10 protein-coding genes are annotated in these 17579 nt (G+C 48.8%); 1 reads left to right on the forward strand and 9 read right to left on the reverse strand.

Annotated elements, in window-relative coordinates:
• The 3 genes from K9N57_16110 to K9N57_16120 all read right to left on the reverse strand — a co-directional run.
• Positions 1-2356: right-handed parallel beta-helix repeat-containing protein (locus tag K9N57_16110; GenBank protein MCF7805709.1), on the reverse strand; the 2356-nt coding region annotated here is incomplete at its 3' end.
• 166 nt (positions 2357-2522) lie between these two features.
• A complete protein-coding gene (locus tag K9N57_16115) occupies positions 2523-3593 on the reverse strand; it encodes a hypothetical protein (GenBank protein MCF7805710.1) in 1071 nt (356 codons plus the stop codon).
• A gap of 136 nt (positions 3594-3729) precedes the next feature.
• Positions 3730-4818, reverse strand: coding sequence for a hypothetical protein (locus K9N57_16120; protein ID MCF7805711.1), 1089 nt, complete (start codon positions 4816-4818; stop codon positions 3730-3732).
• Positions 4819-5980: 1162 nt separating this feature from the next.
• Between K9N57_16120 and K9N57_16125 the strand changes: the two genes are divergently transcribed.
• Positions 5981-6667, forward strand: a complete 687-nt coding sequence (locus K9N57_16125) for a metallophosphoesterase (protein MCF7805712.1) — start codon at positions 5981-5983, stop codon at positions 6665-6667.
• A 91-nt stretch (positions 6668-6758) separates the two neighbouring features.
• Here K9N57_16125 and K9N57_16130 read toward each other — a convergent pair whose 3' ends face one another.
• The 6 genes from K9N57_16130 to K9N57_16155 all read right to left on the reverse strand — a co-directional run bounded on the left by K9N57_16130 (position 6759) and on the right by K9N57_16155 (position 17541).
• Positions 6759-7649 (reverse strand): glycoside hydrolase family 16 protein, encoded by an 891-nt coding sequence (locus tag K9N57_16130; GenBank protein ID MCF7805713.1) that lies wholly within the window; start codon positions 7647-7649, stop codon positions 6759-6761.
• A gap of 16 nt (positions 7650-7665) precedes the next feature.
• Entirely contained in the window at positions 7666-9486 is a 1821-nt protein-coding gene (locus K9N57_16135) for a glycoside hydrolase family 3 C-terminal domain-containing protein (protein MCF7805714.1), read from the reverse strand.
• Positions 9487-9543: 57 nt separating this feature from the next.
• Entirely contained in the window at positions 9544-11376 is a 1833-nt protein-coding gene (locus tag K9N57_16140) for a family 16 glycosylhydrolase (GenBank protein MCF7805715.1), read from the reverse strand.
• Between the two features lies 1 nt (position 11377).
• The gene (locus K9N57_16145; GenBank protein MCF7805716.1) at positions 11378-12892 is read right to left on the reverse strand and encodes a hypothetical protein; all 1515 of its coding nucleotides are present in this window, start codon (positions 12890-12892) and stop codon (positions 11378-11380) included.
• Positions 12893-12954: 62 nt separating this feature from the next.
• Positions 12955-13998, reverse strand: a complete 1044-nt coding sequence (locus K9N57_16150; protein ID MCF7805717.1) for a PorV/PorQ family protein — start codon at positions 13996-13998, stop codon at positions 12955-12957.
• Between the two features lie 75 nt (positions 13999-14073).
• Positions 14074-17541 carry a hypothetical protein gene (locus K9N57_16155; GenBank protein MCF7805718.1) on the reverse strand — a complete coding sequence of 1156 codons (3468 nt, stop codon included), beginning with the start codon at positions 17539-17541 and terminating at the stop codon, positions 14074-14076.
• Between the last annotated feature and the right edge of the window lie 38 nt (positions 17542-17579).

Raw genomic sequence — 17579 nt, forward strand, 5'->3', positions numbered from 1 at the left:
TTGACTCGTCTTGAGATATCTTTGTCATGAGGTTCCTCCTGAACTTGGTGATTGAATTTTCCCATTCAAATGTAACCAATGGGCAGTTGAGGAACCTCTCTCTTTTTCCCCGAATTCCAACTAAGAAAAAGATATTACCAGCCAATTCTACAATTTCCCATTCATTTTCAACCTCTATGGTATTCAAAAGGTTTGCCGCCTCCTCGTTCCGCCCCATTTCCCAAAGAAGGTAGAGAGCCGCTTTGCGCCCAAAATTTGCTTGGGTGGTTTCCGGGAACTTTTTATAAAGGTTGGTGGCAGTTCGTAGAGCAGCATCTTTGTTTCCTAATACCCGATATACATGAACCATAGCCATCAGAGCGGCCGGCTGGAGGGGACCCGGTTTTTCAGCCAATCTGAGGAGTATTTTTTGGGCCGTCTGATCTTTAGTATTTGTAAATGCATGGGCTAGTCCCTGGATGGCTTGGGTTGAGGCTGTCTTATTTTTCGATGAAGCTAACACACCTTTAAAGATTTGCAGAGCTTCATGGAATTTCCGTTCATTGAATGCCTTCCAGCCTTTATTTAAATCGGCAGATTCCGTAACAGATTCAGAATCAGAAGTTTCTGTGGCATCACCCTCCTCGTTCAAAGCACGTTTTCCTAAAGTTCCACATACGTAATTCGACGAACCATAATAAGAATAATCCACGGTCGAATTGTAGTATAGCACCTGCGGATTATTATCTGGAAAATAGTTATGGTCAGCATCAACCGTAGAGTAATCCGCCGCGTAGATATTGGCAGTAGTATACCCATTGGGTTCGCACCAATAATTATTATGTAAATTCGCTGTGCTTGAGTTATTTACATATAATTGGTAATAACCATCAACCAGGTAATTATATCGTACACCTGACAAGACGGCACCATTGAACACAGTAATGGCTCCCCAACCATCTGGAGCCCTTAGTTCATTCCCTACAAAATATGAATTGCTTCCATAGTTTGTAAAATAGACGGATCCTCCACCGTCCATGGTAATATCATTATATTCGATTCGGGGATTGGCGTTGCTCCCAGACACAAAGATCCCAGTATTACTACCATCGATTGTACACCCATCAATTTCTGGTGAGGCATCATAGATTGACACCGCTGAGTTACTGGCATCAGAAATTTCACAATCTTCAATTAATCCGTCACTATACTCGTTAAATCTAATACCGCCCCATGAACTACTACTTGCTCTGAATGTTGCATCAAAGGCATTTAACTTCGCTACCGAATTTTGTGTTCCACTCACATTTATTTGTACACCACTGGGAGCTTCAACCGTGGTTCCCAGCACGGTGAGTGTCGCGCCGGATGCAATTCCCACATCACCGGTGAGAGTATTCGGCGTGAACCAGGTTTCGTCGCTCGTAATTGCACCACTGGTTGTGTAGTCAGTAGTGACCAGATGGGCGGTGAACGTTGCCCCGTCATCCTCTAAGGTGAGCGGGTCAGTGGTGTAAGCCTGGTAATCACTTTCGCGCGTAGGAGCGCCGCCAGGTCTTTCTTTATCCCACCAACTACTATATTCTCCGTATTCTGTATCATTAAAGAAGTACGTTTTCCCGTCCCAGTCCTGGTTGTCATAGGCTTTGAAATCGATTCTATCGCCTTCTTTGATTAATCGATCGTTAAAATAATATGGACTATCTTCTCTCGTCATTGGCCCGGAATTCACACCCACCCCGATTTCGCCTCCATTGTATTGCCCATCAAAATCGTTCATGGCGGTCAGGTTGAGTTCGGCGTCATAGGTGTATTCGACTTCAAGGGAAATTGACAGGTTTACAACTTTCGAATTATTGGAGCCCTCATTATTTGACATCACACCTACGTATAAAGTCCCACTTTCATCGACTAAGTTGTCCAGCTCATCTCTGATGGATGTTGAGACTTTCGAGTCATTACCACCCGTCATATACGGTAAGGTCTCTTCCAATTTGCTTCCATCATCTACCGATACCCATAAATCCCCTGGTCCGGTTTCGGCATCAGGGAGTTTAGTTAACCTGAAGGAATGATCATCAGTATCGGAATACATATAGTAGACAACTGTGACCTCTTCAATTTCAGCGATATCGGGAATGTCGCTAAAGAACAGGTTAAATTCGATATATGATCGGTATACTATATTCTCTCCGGATTCCTTTCCTAAGTTGCCAGTACCAGTACTATACGTATATGAAGTCCCCTCATCGTCGATTATCCGTGCAGCACTTTTTAACGGTGGATTCAAGGTTGTTGTTTTTGTCACATAATACTGACTAAATGCACTTCCGACAAAAAACAACGAAAGCAATATTCCTGTGCAAAAACGTTTCATGACAAATCTCCTTTGTTTTTGAACGGTTTCTTTTTACACTAAATACAGAAAAGCCGCAGCAATCCGTTTGGATTGCCGAGTAGGGTGCCAACCTGCACGGGCTATTCTGTCGACCGGGGCGGTGCACCAATCACCGCTCCGGTCATTTTTTTCCTTTCTGCCGGGCCTAGTCCTCCTTGTCTTCTTGTAGTTTTCCGTGTAGGATCATGTTTGAGATTACCCCTAAGGAAGGGTCGCGCATGGGAAAAAAGACGTCATCCTTGAAAATCATCGGTTCATAGAGGCGTGCCTGGGATTCCGGGGGAAAAGTATATATTTGTTTGGTATCCACTCCGTTATAATGTGCAACGCCATTTAACATCCTGACAAACACATCTTTGGAATGCCTGCCCCAGACCTGATAGCCAAAATTTTCATCAGGAAACGTCCATTGCGGTTGGAAGGTGTCGTCAATATTTAAATGGACTTTATGGCGTACCGTAAAGTACACCCTCTCATCAATTAAATTCATGAATGCTATTGTATTGCGCCGGGAAAACACCGTATCCAATTTACTTTCTTTTATCTCATAAAAGGTATCTGTGTCCCCATGCTCATACGCCCAGATATACACGTGATTTTTTGATTGAATAACTCTTAAAAACTGAGATTCCCATGTCGCTCGATACACCTCTTTCCATTTTTTACCATTGTAATGTAAAATGAAGCCCCGGTTCGTTGATTTTTGCTCCTGTGCATATCCGATTACACCACACGCATACAGGTCATTCGGGGATTTTCCATGGAGATCGAATATTAAGACAATGGATGCTTCTTCTACATCAAATACGTAGTCCTCTTGCCACTCGCTTCCGTCGTAATGCCATATACCCGCGCCCTCACTCAGCCAGCCGGCCTGCCCCCCCATCCAGATATCATCGGCGCTGAAGCCATGCAGGGTTTGGCCGGCACACCAAATCTCTTCCTTGTTATACACCGTCCATCCCGTGCCATCATAGTGCCACAGCCGGTTTTTTCTGGACCCTCCGGGTCCCACTGCCCAGACGTCTGTCGGTGAACTCCCCCACACAGTCCGAACGGTGTTAAACGGCGTCTCCAATGTATCCACCGTCCAGATATAGTCCCGCCGGCCGGGTTCTAACTCCTTTGGCGTGACGGGGTTGTCTTTGCAGCTCCAGATTAGACTAAGGAGCATAAGTAGCAGAAAAAAGAAAATGCGTTGCATCTTACGAAACATGCGTTGACTCCGGTTATATGGGACTTACACGGTAGTTCTTGTATTCGTGACAGGGCGCCAACCTGCACGGGCTATTCTGTCGACCGGGGCGGTGCACCAATCAATGCCCCGGTCATTTTTTTCTTACTGCCGAGCCTTAGTCCTCCTTGTCTTCTTGTAGTTTACCGTGCAGGATCATGTTAGATATTACCCCCAAAGAAGGGTCCCTGATTGTAAAAAATACATCCTCTTTAAAAATCATTGGTTCATACATGATACGTGCCTGAGACTGTTCCGGGAATGTATATAATTGTTGGATATCAGTCCCGTTATAATGTGCGACCCCGTCAAGCATTCGCAGAAAAAGATCCTCCTTGTGCCTTCCATACACCTCATACCTAAAATTTTCCAAATTGAAAGTCTGCCATAGTTTATACGGGATATTGATTCCTCCAATTTGGTAGATCTTCTTACTGCTCGTCATAAAATAGATGGTCCCATCAATTAAATTCATTGTTGCAGCGTTTGACCGAGATAATATGGTGTCGAGGTTCCTCCCCGCTAATTTATAAAATGTATCTGTCTCCCAATTCTCAAACGAATGAACATAGACTCCATGCTCTGTTTGAATTATTTCTAAAAACTGCGATTCCCAACTAGCACGGTAGACTTCTGCCCATCTTTTTCCATTATAATGCAGGATAAATCCACGAAAAGAATCTCTCCCCTCTGACTCTTGGTCGTAGGCAATGATTCCACAGGCGTAGATATTACTTGGAGATTTCCCGTGAATACTATTTATTTTAACATTATTTGCTTCCTCAACATTATACACATCAAATTCTTTCCACTCCTCTCCATTATAGTGCCAAATACCCGCTCCTTCACTTAACCACCCGGCCCCGCCTCCCATCCAGATATTGTCTGCGCTGAAACTATGTAACGCTCTTCCAACGCACCATATGGGTTCTTTGTTATACACTTCCCAAACCGTGCCGTCAAAATGCCAAAGCCGATTAGTACGACTTCCTCCATCTCCCACGACCCACACATCAGTGGGAGCAGCGCCCCAAATATCCTTCATGAAATTATAGGGGGTTTCTAAAGTATCGATCTCCCACACATAATCTCGGCGTCCAGGTTGTTGTTCTTTTGGCCCAACCGGATTATTATTACAATTAAGAATGAGGAGCCCCTGAACAACCACCATGATCAATGCACAGATCTTAAAAATATTTAAATTCAATAGCCTCTACCTTATTTATGTAAAAAATATAGAAAACAAATAGCCAATCAATTTTACATTTTATGCCTACAGTCACATAAAAATAGACGATTTTGTAATGATATGAGTATTGAAAATATACGTATGTATTAAACGAAACAATTCTAGTATTAAATCAATGATTCCAAGGTAATTCATAGTAATTCTCAGCGAGGTGTACAAATTATCTATCTATTATTTTCTAAAAACAACACTCAGTGATAATTGCCGTTACCTTTTACCTATGCCAATGTGATGATGTAAATGGAGCCCCCCGGCTTTACAGCCGGGGTTCCTGCTTTGACTCCGCCATTTGGCGGAGTCTGGGCGGAATCCCGCCCAGAAAACCATTCATCCACGGGTTCACACACGTGGTTTTCTGGATGGCGGGATAAAGTTAACTAATCACTGACAGCTAATAGTGAAACATGGGGCTCCTCTTACTCTATCAATCCCCTTTTGGAAAACAAAATGCATTACTTTTTTACTACTGTACCGATACCATCGTATTAAAACTTAGAAGTCTTTGCAAATTATTTTTACAACTTTTTGATTTGAGGCAACAAAAGGAAAAAAGCCAATCGCGAAAAAATTTACTATTCATTATTCGAGTTCCACTACCTTCGGCAACATTATTTTATACCGCACTCTAACGGTGAGTCCTTCACTGTGATTTCTCCCTGATGGGATTCTACGCAGGCCTGGATGGAGAGCATTCCCAACTCCGTACTATATTTCCTTTGTTGTGTAGAAGGTTTCAAAGCTACGGTCACCGTCGTTAGGTGGAGAAGCGGGATCATCATCAATAGGAAGAAAGACACCTCCATTTTTTCCTGAATCCAAATTAAAGTAATACGCTCCCATCTTCCGTTTACGCAGCTTTAAAAATCACGATGAAATATAATGGCTTTCTCATGCCGTGGGCATTTAAAAGACAGTCCCAAAAGTACATGGATCTGTTCAAAGAATTTGCCGAGGGTACGGAACCGAGATAGCGTGCCAAATATCCTGCGAATGCAGGATTTCACTGGCCGCATTCATTGTAATCTCACGCAAAGATGTCGGGGTTATCTCGGGTTCAGCGATTAACTCAAACCCCGAAGGTCGCTTTCCATCCCCGCATTCGGTTGGTACATTTCTGGATATGAACCGAAAAGATACCTTCATTAATTCAACATCGGCCAGAACCGTGGTCGTGGGAGATGTCCACGGCTGCATCGATGAACTCCGGGGTCTGATCGAGAAAATTTCGCCTTCCCCGGACGACCGGCTGATTTTCGTCGGTGATCTCATCAACAAGGGACCGGATTCGCTCGGTGTACTAAAATATGTGCAGGAGATGGGCGCCGAGGTCATTCTCGGCAATCACGAATTGGCATTTATCGAATACATGGACGGGAATTATCGGGAGACATCAGGTTTCCGAGAAGTCAAACGCCAACTCGGAACTGAACACACACACTGGGTGGACTGGATGCGGAACCTGCCGCTCTACATCGAAACGAAAGACGCGCTCATTGTACATGCGGGGATCCCACCGGGGAAACATCCCTCCCAAGTATCTCCGGAGATCCTGACCAACATCCGGACCTGGGACGGATATGGAGAAGACCTTCAAAACCCGGACAATCCGGCATGGTACGAATTGCATGAGTCGGAGAAGCTCGTTGTGTTCGGTCACTGGGCGAGACAAGGGTTGTTGGTGCGGGTGGGCGTTATCGGGTTGGATTCCGGCTGTGTGTACGGGAAACGACTCAGTGCCGTCAGCTTGCCGGATCGCACTATTTTTCAGATCGACGCGAAAGAAGTCTACGAAAAACCGGGTAGCTAAACAGCTCTCAAAAAAGACGAACAGGCAGAACCGGCTGTCGGTGTAGAGGAGAGAGTAAATGCCGGTTCTGCTCTGGAGTAAAATGAGAAAATTATTCTTCTAACGGCTTATAGACCCGAACGTAATCAACGACCATTTCCTGGGGAAAATTCGTGCTTTCATCCGGATCGCCGGGCCAGTCCCCGCCGACTGCCACATTCAGCAGCAGGTGAAACCGTTTGTCAAACGGGGCGGGATAGTCACCGTTCGCGGAATACCATTGGGTTTGGGTCTGGTAATGTTCATCATCCACATACCATCGGATTTCCGTGGAATCCCAGTCCATGCGAAAGACGTGGAAGCTGTCGGCAAACGTACCGGATGTGAGCGTATACGAATCTCCGGTATGCACATTATCCGGATACTGCCCGCCATAGTGGAGCGTCCCGTAGACCCTGTCTGGATCGTGACCGAGCGACTCCATAATATCAATTTCGCCGCTGGCGGCCCAGCCACCGTAGACCCAGTCGGTGGGAAGCATCCAGATAGCCGGCCAGAGCCCCTGTCCCTGGGGTAGTTTTGCCCGGATTTCAAACCGGCCGTATTTCCAGTCACCCTTGCCCATAGTACGCAGCCGGGCTGAGGTAAAATAACGCGTTCCATCATCGCCGGTATAGGTTTCCCGCCGGGCAACGATGTGGAGTTCGCCGCTGTCTACATAGGAGTTATGGGTGCGGTCCGTGTAGTATTGGAGTTCGTTATTACCGCCGCCTTCCCCGTTGACTTCATGGCTCCACTTCCGGGGATCGATGAAATCCTCAGAGAATTCATCCTGCCAGATGAGCTCATAATTGTCCAACTCGACATTTGGCGTATCATCATTTTCGGCGCTCACGCCATTTTTACTGCATCCGATGGCAAGAATGATCACCACGCTGAACAGCAGAATCTTACTCTGTGCACGGACAATCCAATGCTGACAGGAAGATTGCGTGTTACCCATATTCAATGGTAAATCCTTAATAGCTTAATCCGTATCCGTAGGGAAAGAGCGGATTAATATTGTCATCGCCTACATTAATCGGGATCTGCTCCATGGTCCGTGGCCAGGTGTACGAGAGTTTTCCCGTAGGATTATAGTCACCAAAGATCACATCGGCGACTCCGGCGCCTTCGGTACCCGGCAGCCAGGCAGCAAGAAAGGCGTCCCAATTGTTCAGTTCCCGCCCGATAATCATCGGCCGGCCGGATACCAAAACTACCACCATCGGAATACCAGCACTTCGAACATTGTTCAGCGCCTGTCCGTCCAGCGAACTCAGTGCCAGAGATTGTGTATCACCTTCGCCCTCCGCATACGGCGTTTCACCGATGACCACGATACCAACATCGGCCCCATCCGCGCCATCACCATCTCTGGAATATGTCACCTCAGTTCCTTCACCAGCCACCTGGCGGATCCCTTCCAGTATGGTGGTTCCCACAGTGATATTGCCGCTGCCGCCCTGCCAGTCAATCGTCCATCCGCCGCACTGATTTCCAATGTCGTCGGCATTTTTGCCTGCCACGTGAATACGGCCGATATCTTTGGAAAGCGGTAATACATCTCCCTCATTTTTCAGCAGGACCATAGACTCCCGTACCGCCTGGCGAGCGACCTGCCGGTGAGCATCTGAGCCGATCTCCGCCGAAAGCGAGGGATCAACAAACGGGTGCTCAAACAGACCCGACTCGACCTTCACCCGGAGAATCCGGGTAACAGCATCATCAATCCGCTCTTCGGATATTGCCCCTTCTTCGACTGATTCGGTCAGCAGGCTGATAAATTCTTTAAACCGGTCCGGAATCATCACCATATCTATGCCGGCGTTGATCGATTTGACGATCTGCTCTTTGTAGGTGCCCTCCAGCTGGTCAATCGCCCGGTAATCCGAGATAATAAATCCCTGGAAACCCAGTTCGCCCTTCAGGATGTCGTTCATGAGATAGGCATGACCGTGAAGTTTCTCTCCATTCCAGCTGCTGTACGATGCCATAATAGTCTTGGTACCGGCTTCGATTGCATCACGGTACGGCACGAGATGTACATCACGAAGTTCCTGTTCCGACACCTGTGTATCGCCCTGATCTTGCCCGCCAACGGTTCCGCCATCACCGACGTAATGTTTTGTGCAGGAGATAATGTTCCCGGTTTCACTAAAATCGCCCTGAAGGCCGCGAACAGAGGCCGCACCGAGTTCGCCCACGAGAGCCGGATCTTCCGAATACCCTTCATACGTCCGCCCCCATCGCTCATCCCTGGGGACAGCCACACACGGAGCAAACGTCCATGTGATTCCGGTTCCGGCGACTTCCCTCGCCGTTATCTTCGAAACTTCTTCTACCAAAGATGGGTTTCGGGTTGCGCCCAGCCCGATATTATGCGGAAAAATGACAGCGCCAATGACATTACTATGTCCGTGAACCGCATCAACACCATACACCAGCGGGATCTGTAGCCGGGTTTTCATGGCCATCTTCTGGTAGCGTTCGTACATATTTGTCCAGGCTTCCGGCGAATTGCTCGGTGGATCGGAACTTCCACCGCTCAAAACACTGCCTAAATAGTACTTTGTGATGTCCTCGTCCGATTCCAGGAAATCCTGATCCGGCTGTGCCATTTGCCCGACTTTTTCTGCCAGCGTCATGCGACCAAGCAGATCCTCAACGCGATCATTGACGGAAGCGTCCGGATTTTTATAGGTCGGAACGTCATCCGTATCTTTTCCGATAACCTCGTTGTTACTGCAACCGGTGAACGATAATAACGCAACGGCGAACGCCAGTGCTGCAATTGCCATAATTTTTCGTGACTTCATGGTGCTTCCTGTATTTGGAGTTGACATAATGACGTATTTCTATTTGAGCAATACGATCTTTTGAGTGTTCGAGTATAATTTTTTTTCGACGATTGCCTGTATCCGGATCAGGTAAATACCACTGCCGAGATTCGTCGCGTTCCAGCGCATAGTGTGGACACCTGGAGCCGCCGGGGTATTGAGTACCGTTCCCATTGACTGTCCCTGCAGATTAAACACTTCAGCACTCACGGATCCGTCAGAGCCCAGGGAATAGGTTAAAGTCGTTGACGCATTGAACGGATTGGGGTACGCCGGTTGTATCCGAAACGCTGGCGGGAGGTTGTGGGAGTGTCCATTCACCGATGTTTCTTCCTCCAAAACCTCTATCCCGTTCAACACAGGTTTGGAATGGTGAACATCCGAGAAGAAAATATCCAGCACCCCATCACGCACGGTCACGCCTTCCGTGATAACGTCGAATGCCGTTTTGGCGGCTGACGCCTCGATCAAATCAAGGTCATCCACCACCCGGTTTCCTTCGATATACACATCAAACGTTCGCCACGCGGCATCGGTGTATTGATTCTCCGAAAACATCAGACGAACCGTATACTTCCTTCCGGGAAGCCGAACTCGGTAGGCCACCAATCCCTGCCGGCCATCCCGATACACGGCATCCAGATCGGTGCCGCTAATTTCGGATGTCGAGGGGAGACTCGCCGGACTGCCATCTTCGTACCCATAATCGACCTCCGGGGTCCAGAGCTGATCACCGAGAAACTCGTCCTGTGCATTTCCACCGACATTGATTCGGACCGGTGCCTGCATTCCGGCGCTCATCACAATGGGGACATTCGCCCCAAGCAACTTATTATCGCCCGGTGGCGTATCCTTCACATTAAAACAGACCAAGCTATAGTCGCTGGTTTCATCCAAAAGTGAGGTTGACAAGACAACTGTTTGCCCGTCCGCTTGGAGTTCTACGCCCGACACGGTGATCCCCGAAATAGAATAATTTGATACGATCTCAGCCGATGTGGAATCCACCGGCTCCGAAAATTTCGCAGTCACCTGGTGACCGTACCCACGCGCCCAGAGAATGGTTGGAGGACTTTGATCCTGGTAGCCCGTATTCGTTTCATCCGTGAGGCAAAGAATCATGTAGCCATCTTTGAAGACCACGTTGTCAGGTGTAAAATCGCTGTTGTTTCCACCCCAGGTATGCGTGGCTTTACTCCATCGGGTTTGGTTCCAGGAATCGAAATCGTCGTGCCACTGGTGGGTAAAATTATTGTCAGTACCGATATCGCCTTCTCCCGGTGTATAACTGGCATACTCCACCCAGTCGTAATATGCGAATACCGGCAGTATTTCCGGATCCAGTTCCCCTACCCAGCCCGGATACATGGGTGGCCAGATATTCATCATGATCTTCTGTGGGTGGTTCAGAGTCTGAACATGGTCACCGGTCTGTCGGTAAACCTCTTCGCCATCCATATACCAGGCCACATAGTCGGGCGTCCACTCAAAGGCATAGGTGTGGAACCCAATGTGGGGATTATCCTCAGTGTAGGAATGGTTTACGTTATTTGTCTGTCCTGGAGTGATCGCATTAAACTGAATATCATCTGTGTATCGCCCGAGGATTTCGATATCAATTTCATTCCATTCGATGCCGCCGTCGTGATAGGTGAAGAACGTCGAGGTTTGTCCGGCGCCGGGAGCAGATTGGTACCGAACCGCGAACCGGCCATATGTATATGCCTCATTCGTTCGCAATTCTGCACCACGGTACGGTTTGGCCTCTAGCGTGACGGCAAGAATCAGGATAATGAAAAAGGGCCTTATAAATTTACTGAGATACAGATTGGTGATACTGGAGTACGCCATGTTACTGGACTTTCCTGCCGTAATTCAGCTGGTGATCGGTGGTTAACACAGGAAAACTCGGAACCGCAATCGGATACGGCACATTTTCCAGCGTGGCAAACATATCGATGCTGGTTAGCTCAATTTTTTCAAATGCATCAAAATTGATTGTGATTTCTTTGGCGTATTTTTCCTGCAGTTCATCCACGTAGGGATTTAAATAGTTTTCAATGGCATCCATATATTCATTCCCGAACGATCCGGAAAACCCGGCTCTGGTCAGGTATTGGTTGCGGTGATAGAGAGATTCCATCTGGTCTTCCCACATGGCTTCATCCCGGCGGACGATATTCACCTGATCGTATCCGCGCCGGTATGCCTCCCGGGTGAGATAATGGTCGCGCACCAAATCCACAATCGCGAGCTGAAACTGTTCAGCGAAATTCTCCTGATTGAGTTGCCTAGTTCTGAATACGAGGGGATGTGATTTCATGGCCTCCTCAAAATCGCGAACCGTCCACACTTCACCCTCAATACGGAATAATGGGTGATCCAGATACTTATCTATGGATTCTCTGACTGAATCGAAGAGTTCTTTGTCCTGTTTGGCGTTCCAAAAGACGGCGTTGGCCATCGCTTCCTTTTCTGCCTTATCCCGGAGATAGACCGGGGCAAAGATCTCGACCAGTGCGTAGAAGGTTTCCGGTTGGAAGTCCAGTTGCTTCCCAGCCATGATATCTTTGACAAACTCATCAAAGCGTTCAGCCGTTTCATACCCTTCCAGTCGCCGGCTGACCAAATCTCTCCGATCCCGGATCCCCTGATCGTCGATGACTTTCCGCTCCGTCCAGCCCTCCACCTTCAGGAACGTAACCACGCCCTCCTGCATTTTAACCGGGCCGACGATATCACCCCTTTGGACTGGCTGGCCATACAACGCCTGATGTACCGATTTTACAGAAGCCTCCTGCCAGGAGACTTCTTTGGTCGGAATTTCCGCACCACCAAATAATTCCTGATATACCTCTGTGAGTTCCCCGTTCTTCCTGATTCGCTGAGCCAATGTCTCCCTATATTCCTCGCCGGGAATATTCAGGTATTGCACAGAATAGACTCGTCCGGCCTGGGAGTACACCGTCCGGAATTCACTGGAATCCACATCCGGATCCTGTCCGGTTTCGACATATTGGAGCCACTGGCGCATGGCCTGTTCCCGGCGCCCCTTCAGGAATGCCTGAAACTCTTCGTTCTCTGCCAGTTCATTCTCCTCTCCCACCTCCATGGCGAACAGTTTCTCGGCAATTAATGAATTCAATACGATCTTCTTATGGACGTAGTTGTCCCGTATACAATAGTCGGGACGCATGGTATATTCAGCCCGGCGGATGAACTCGTTCACAGAAATCGACTTTTCGCCGATGTGCACAAGTACGGTCTCATCCGGTTCACTCTCCTGATAGGACACGGATTCCGTGCAGTGATTCATTACCAGCAAGAGAGTCATTACACCCAATATTTCTACAACTCTTTTATACATAAATTTATAACTGTTTCTTCTTATAGATTTGCGATAAACCCTGTCCGTTCAATTCCGTTCAGTTAAAATACGACTCCCACAGTAAAGCTTTGCGGCGCATTAAACAGGTTCATTGCTTTATAAGCATAGTCCAGTTTTAAACCGGTATTGCCCATAAAGTCCAGTTCCATACCCGCGCCAAAGGTCATCCCGTAGTTGGAATCCACCATAAACAGCGATTTGTATCCGCCACGGATGTAAAAGCGTCCGGTAGCCGGGATATTCAATTCGTATTGTGCACCGACGTTAATGGATTCGGAATTGTTATTCGGATGCAGCGCATCCACGGAGAGGCTAACCCGGTTATTCGAGGTCCGAATTAGGTCATAGGAAGTTCCCAGCCGGAAGATCAGCGGGAGTTCCCAGCCCTGCAACCGATACTGGCCCGGTACATCGGCGTAGTTCCCGTTTTCGTCCGGACGGATATCAATGGGCGTAATCAAATCAATGCCATCATACTGCATCCGGCTTCCGTAGTTGGAGATACTCATACCGATCCGCATTCCCTCGCCCCGTGCTCCGGTCGGCGATAAAAAGTGGGTATTGATGATCACACCCAAATCCATAGCCATCGCGCTGGCGCTCAGGTGCCAAATCTGGGAGGAAATGAATTTTCCGGTAGCGCCGAACGCAAACCAGTCAGCCAACTTCCGGGAATAGGCCAGACTCACGTTAAAATCGCTCGCTGTGAACGTTTCTCCCGTGCCATCCTGGTATTCCAGGGTTGTCACATCCATTTCTCCATAATCCATGTAAAACACGGAGGCCGCAATCGTCCCGACCCGTGGCACTACCACCGCTGCTCCCACAAATTGCGTGCTGATATCTACAAACCAGGGCTGATACATGAACTGTGCCTCATTTTGCCGCATAAAGGCCAGGCCCGCAGGATTCCAATAGATTGACGAGAGATCGTTGGCCATGCTGACATAGGCTTCGCCCATGGCATTGCCGGCCGATCCGATCCCAATCTCCAGGAAATTTGCCGTGGTTGTTCCAACACGATACGGCTTTTGGGCCAGAGAATACTCTGCCAAGAATCCACACACCAGTGTTACCATCAGCATCGCCGGAAGAAATTTTCTTATCATAGTTACACCCGTAAGTCTCGTGTCAATTTTCTCTGCAGCCATAGTTATTCCCTACTTGATGACCGCGAATTTGCCGGTTTTTTCTTCACCAGTAGCTGTCGATTTAATGTGGTAGAGATACATGCCACCTGCGATCTCCAACCCTTCCTTGGTAAGCATATCCCAATGAGCCGTCCCATTTTCCGCTACGTTGTTTACGTGGATTTCATCGACTAACACGCCACTAACCGTAAATATTTTGATATCGCATTGAGCCGGAATATGGGTAAACAGCAATCGCCGGCGCTGGTTTAGTGCCGAATTGGCTACGGCCGACTCCATGGCATTGGTTGCTACGTATGGATTGGGGACCACCTTAATCTGCTTCATGCTCTCCTTCAAACCGGCCTCATCCAGAGAATCGTTCGACACCACATTAAACATCAGGGAATCGGATTCTATAAACGGGCGCTCGAAGGTCGCAAAATACTTGTCCCCCGATTCCGGCATCCCGGTGAGGGAGGTATTCTCAAAACCGAGCACTAAAATTGTTCCGCCCCAGCGTCCACTGCTCGATGAATGAGCACCCACCAACACCCGATCCTCCGGAAGATCGTATTCACCGTTTTCGTTCATATCACGCACCAGGAGATCCATGAGTGGATACCCGCCGGTGGAGTCCGTAAAAGAGGTATTAATCACCCGGAAACTAAAGTCCTCGCCGCCCAACAATTCTGAACGAGGAATCCGATTCCCTTGTGCGTCCCGGACACCAATGACATTGGTCGTCTTCCCGGTATAGACCGCCTCATCTGCCGTGAACTCGATGACATAATCCCATGGGAAATACCGTGATTCCCCAACAGATGGCATTACCCGGACAGCTTTGGCCCCGGTGATCCAGCCGGATTCCTGAAAATTATAGGTCGCCTTTTCGACCGGCAGGGTCATCTCCAGCCGCAACCCATCAAATACATCGGTATAGATTGAAGTGCCTTCCTTGATATGCCAGGTATCCGACGTATCGTTATACACGATATTTTGAAACGCAAAATTGTCCGGATTTTCCTGGTACACCAGTTCGTTTCCGGCGGTGGCATCATACACCCGGAATCCTGTGTTGGTATATTCGAGGCCGTGTCCATAGTCACTGTAAGATTGCAGAGTATCCACGTCAAATTTCACCGTGTAAATGTTGTTCTTTTTCAGGCTGCCTTCGGCCAGAATTTCAGCTGCGACGGTTCCCGTCCCGACGACGTGCTGATTTTCCACGGCCTCCACCTCATCCTCAACGAACCCTGCTGCTGGCTGATGCGGGGTCACGATCTGGACGTTCGGTCCGATACTCACGACTTCTTCGGACTCGTTCACATCGATGATTATCCGGTTCTGTGACGGAGAAATACCGGGGCCGATACTCGCTGCTCCTGAATCGTATCCAACAATCGCATAATAATAGGTTCGTCCGTTCTGGACAGTATTATCCACGAAATAGTGAGTAAGGCCATTATCCGAGCCCAGATAATATCCGACGCCGTTAATCATACCGTAATCTGCAAATCCCGATGTGCCATCGATGATGTCGCACTGAAAAATCGGCTTTTTCAGTGTCGGGGTACCGTATCCGTCGGTAATGACCTCCGGATCGGACATCTTTTTATCGGTGGCTCGGAACAGTTTGTACCCCTGGAAATCGTTGACATTGCCCATAAACGGATCCCGCGTCATCTGATCCGAGAAATTATCCCAGGTAAGAATCACTTTATCGTCACCTGGCGTTGCAGTCAATGTCGGCATTGCCGGAGGTTGGGCAAAGCGATAGTCTCGCTCATAAATCACCTGGACAATCCGCTTCTGCTGGAACAGGGCCGGGGCGTGGTGATTGTCCGACTGCAGGCCGGCCAGGGGATCGAACGCGTGAAGTTCGGACATGGAAATCCGTTCCGTCAATCCCTTATAAAGCGGAAACGGACCTGAGGCGAACACCTCTACCAAATTGGCAATACTGCCACTGAATTCAATGAGCGAATCCTGGCCTACCAGTTCCCACATGGAGCGATCGCCGCGGAACCACCAGTGATCAGACGCATGGCTCTGGATCGGAAACAGGCGGAACGAGGTCAGGCCGACCATATCGGATTCACTGACATCGGTAAAGTTATAATTCGGCTCACAACCGACGCCTTCCACAAAGTCCGGCATATGGTTCCCCTCACCCTGATCGGGACCGGTATAGTTCAGTTCGGCCGGCCCAATGCCATCAAGGCCAACATCATCACCCGGATATTCGGTAATCTGGTAGATCCCATCATCATTAAGGTCCCGGCCATCCTGCCAGTCCTGATCTTCGTCACCGGCATAGTGTTCCTTGAGGTCGCTCTCCTGGAGATTATAGAACTCCAGAAACTTCTGTAAATTGTTGATTCCGTCAGTCGGCCCTATCAAACCGCCCACATCATTATCGCGCTGTTCGTCGACAAGCCCGTCTTCATCATTATCAATTCCGTCGAAGGACATTCCCGGGCTCTCCAGATAGGCGAACCCCATAATGCCTGGCGTGAGCCCGGCATCGCCGAGTGCATTATTATCCCAGGAGTATGACATATCGAGCTGGGTATCAAAGTACCCCCACTCATCATCGGCCGCGTCCCCACCGATCCCGTTATCCACCCAATAGCCAAACGCCACTTCCGGCAGATCGTAATCGGAAACATTGGCAATGGTATATTCCCAGAAGATGGCATCCCGGGCCTGCGGGTTATTCCACTGGAATCCTCTGACCTCCACCCGGAGTCCCAGTCCGCCCCATGGTGCACCTTTCTGAATCGTAACACTGGGATCACGATCTCCAATGAATTCACCGGGCCGCGGATAATATTTGACCCGATCCTCCGGGCCGAGATACTCCTGATCCTGGGCGTCATTGGCGACAAAATAGGTTTCCAGATCGGCGTATTTTACACCGCGTCCAAAACGGCCGTTCCACTCGCCCGGCCATTTGGGACCGGTGGGAGATGGCCATCCCACAGCCGGCCACGAACTTTCCTTGTTGCTCATGGCGGGATAATCGCTCAATTCATTAAAGTAGCCGAACACCGGATAAAGTCCCCACTCAATATTTCCGGTAGGATTGGTATCCATTTCCTCCCGATAGCTCGTCTGGAGATAATACAGCGTATCCAGGGGAGCGCTCCCGGTATAACTGTCCGGATCCTCTACCGGAATGGTATCGTTCTGAATGTACACCCGGGCCCCGATTAACAACGCGAGGCCGTCCAGCATCCGGGTTCCCTGGTAATTATTCGGCCAGCGGGACCACTGAGAGCTGTTTGCCGTTGCCGACGACCAAAACGCCAGTTCGGTATTGTTCTGGAAATAGAGCAAAATCCGGTTGCCGTTCATATATCCTTCACGCTCGGCAGCAATATCACCGGCCGCGTCATCCGGTCCCTCATACGGGCGGCTTTGTGCAAACACGCTTATAGGATTAAGAAACACCAGTGTGCTGATTCCAAGCAGGATGAGTTTTACGTTTCGCATCATAGTAGAATGTCCTTGGGCATATCTGTGGAAAATCT

Source organism: Candidatus Neomarinimicrobiota bacterium, from assembly GCA_021734025.1.
Taxonomy (GTDB): Bacteria; Fidelibacterota; JAANXI01; order JAANXI01; family JAANXI01; genus JAANXI01.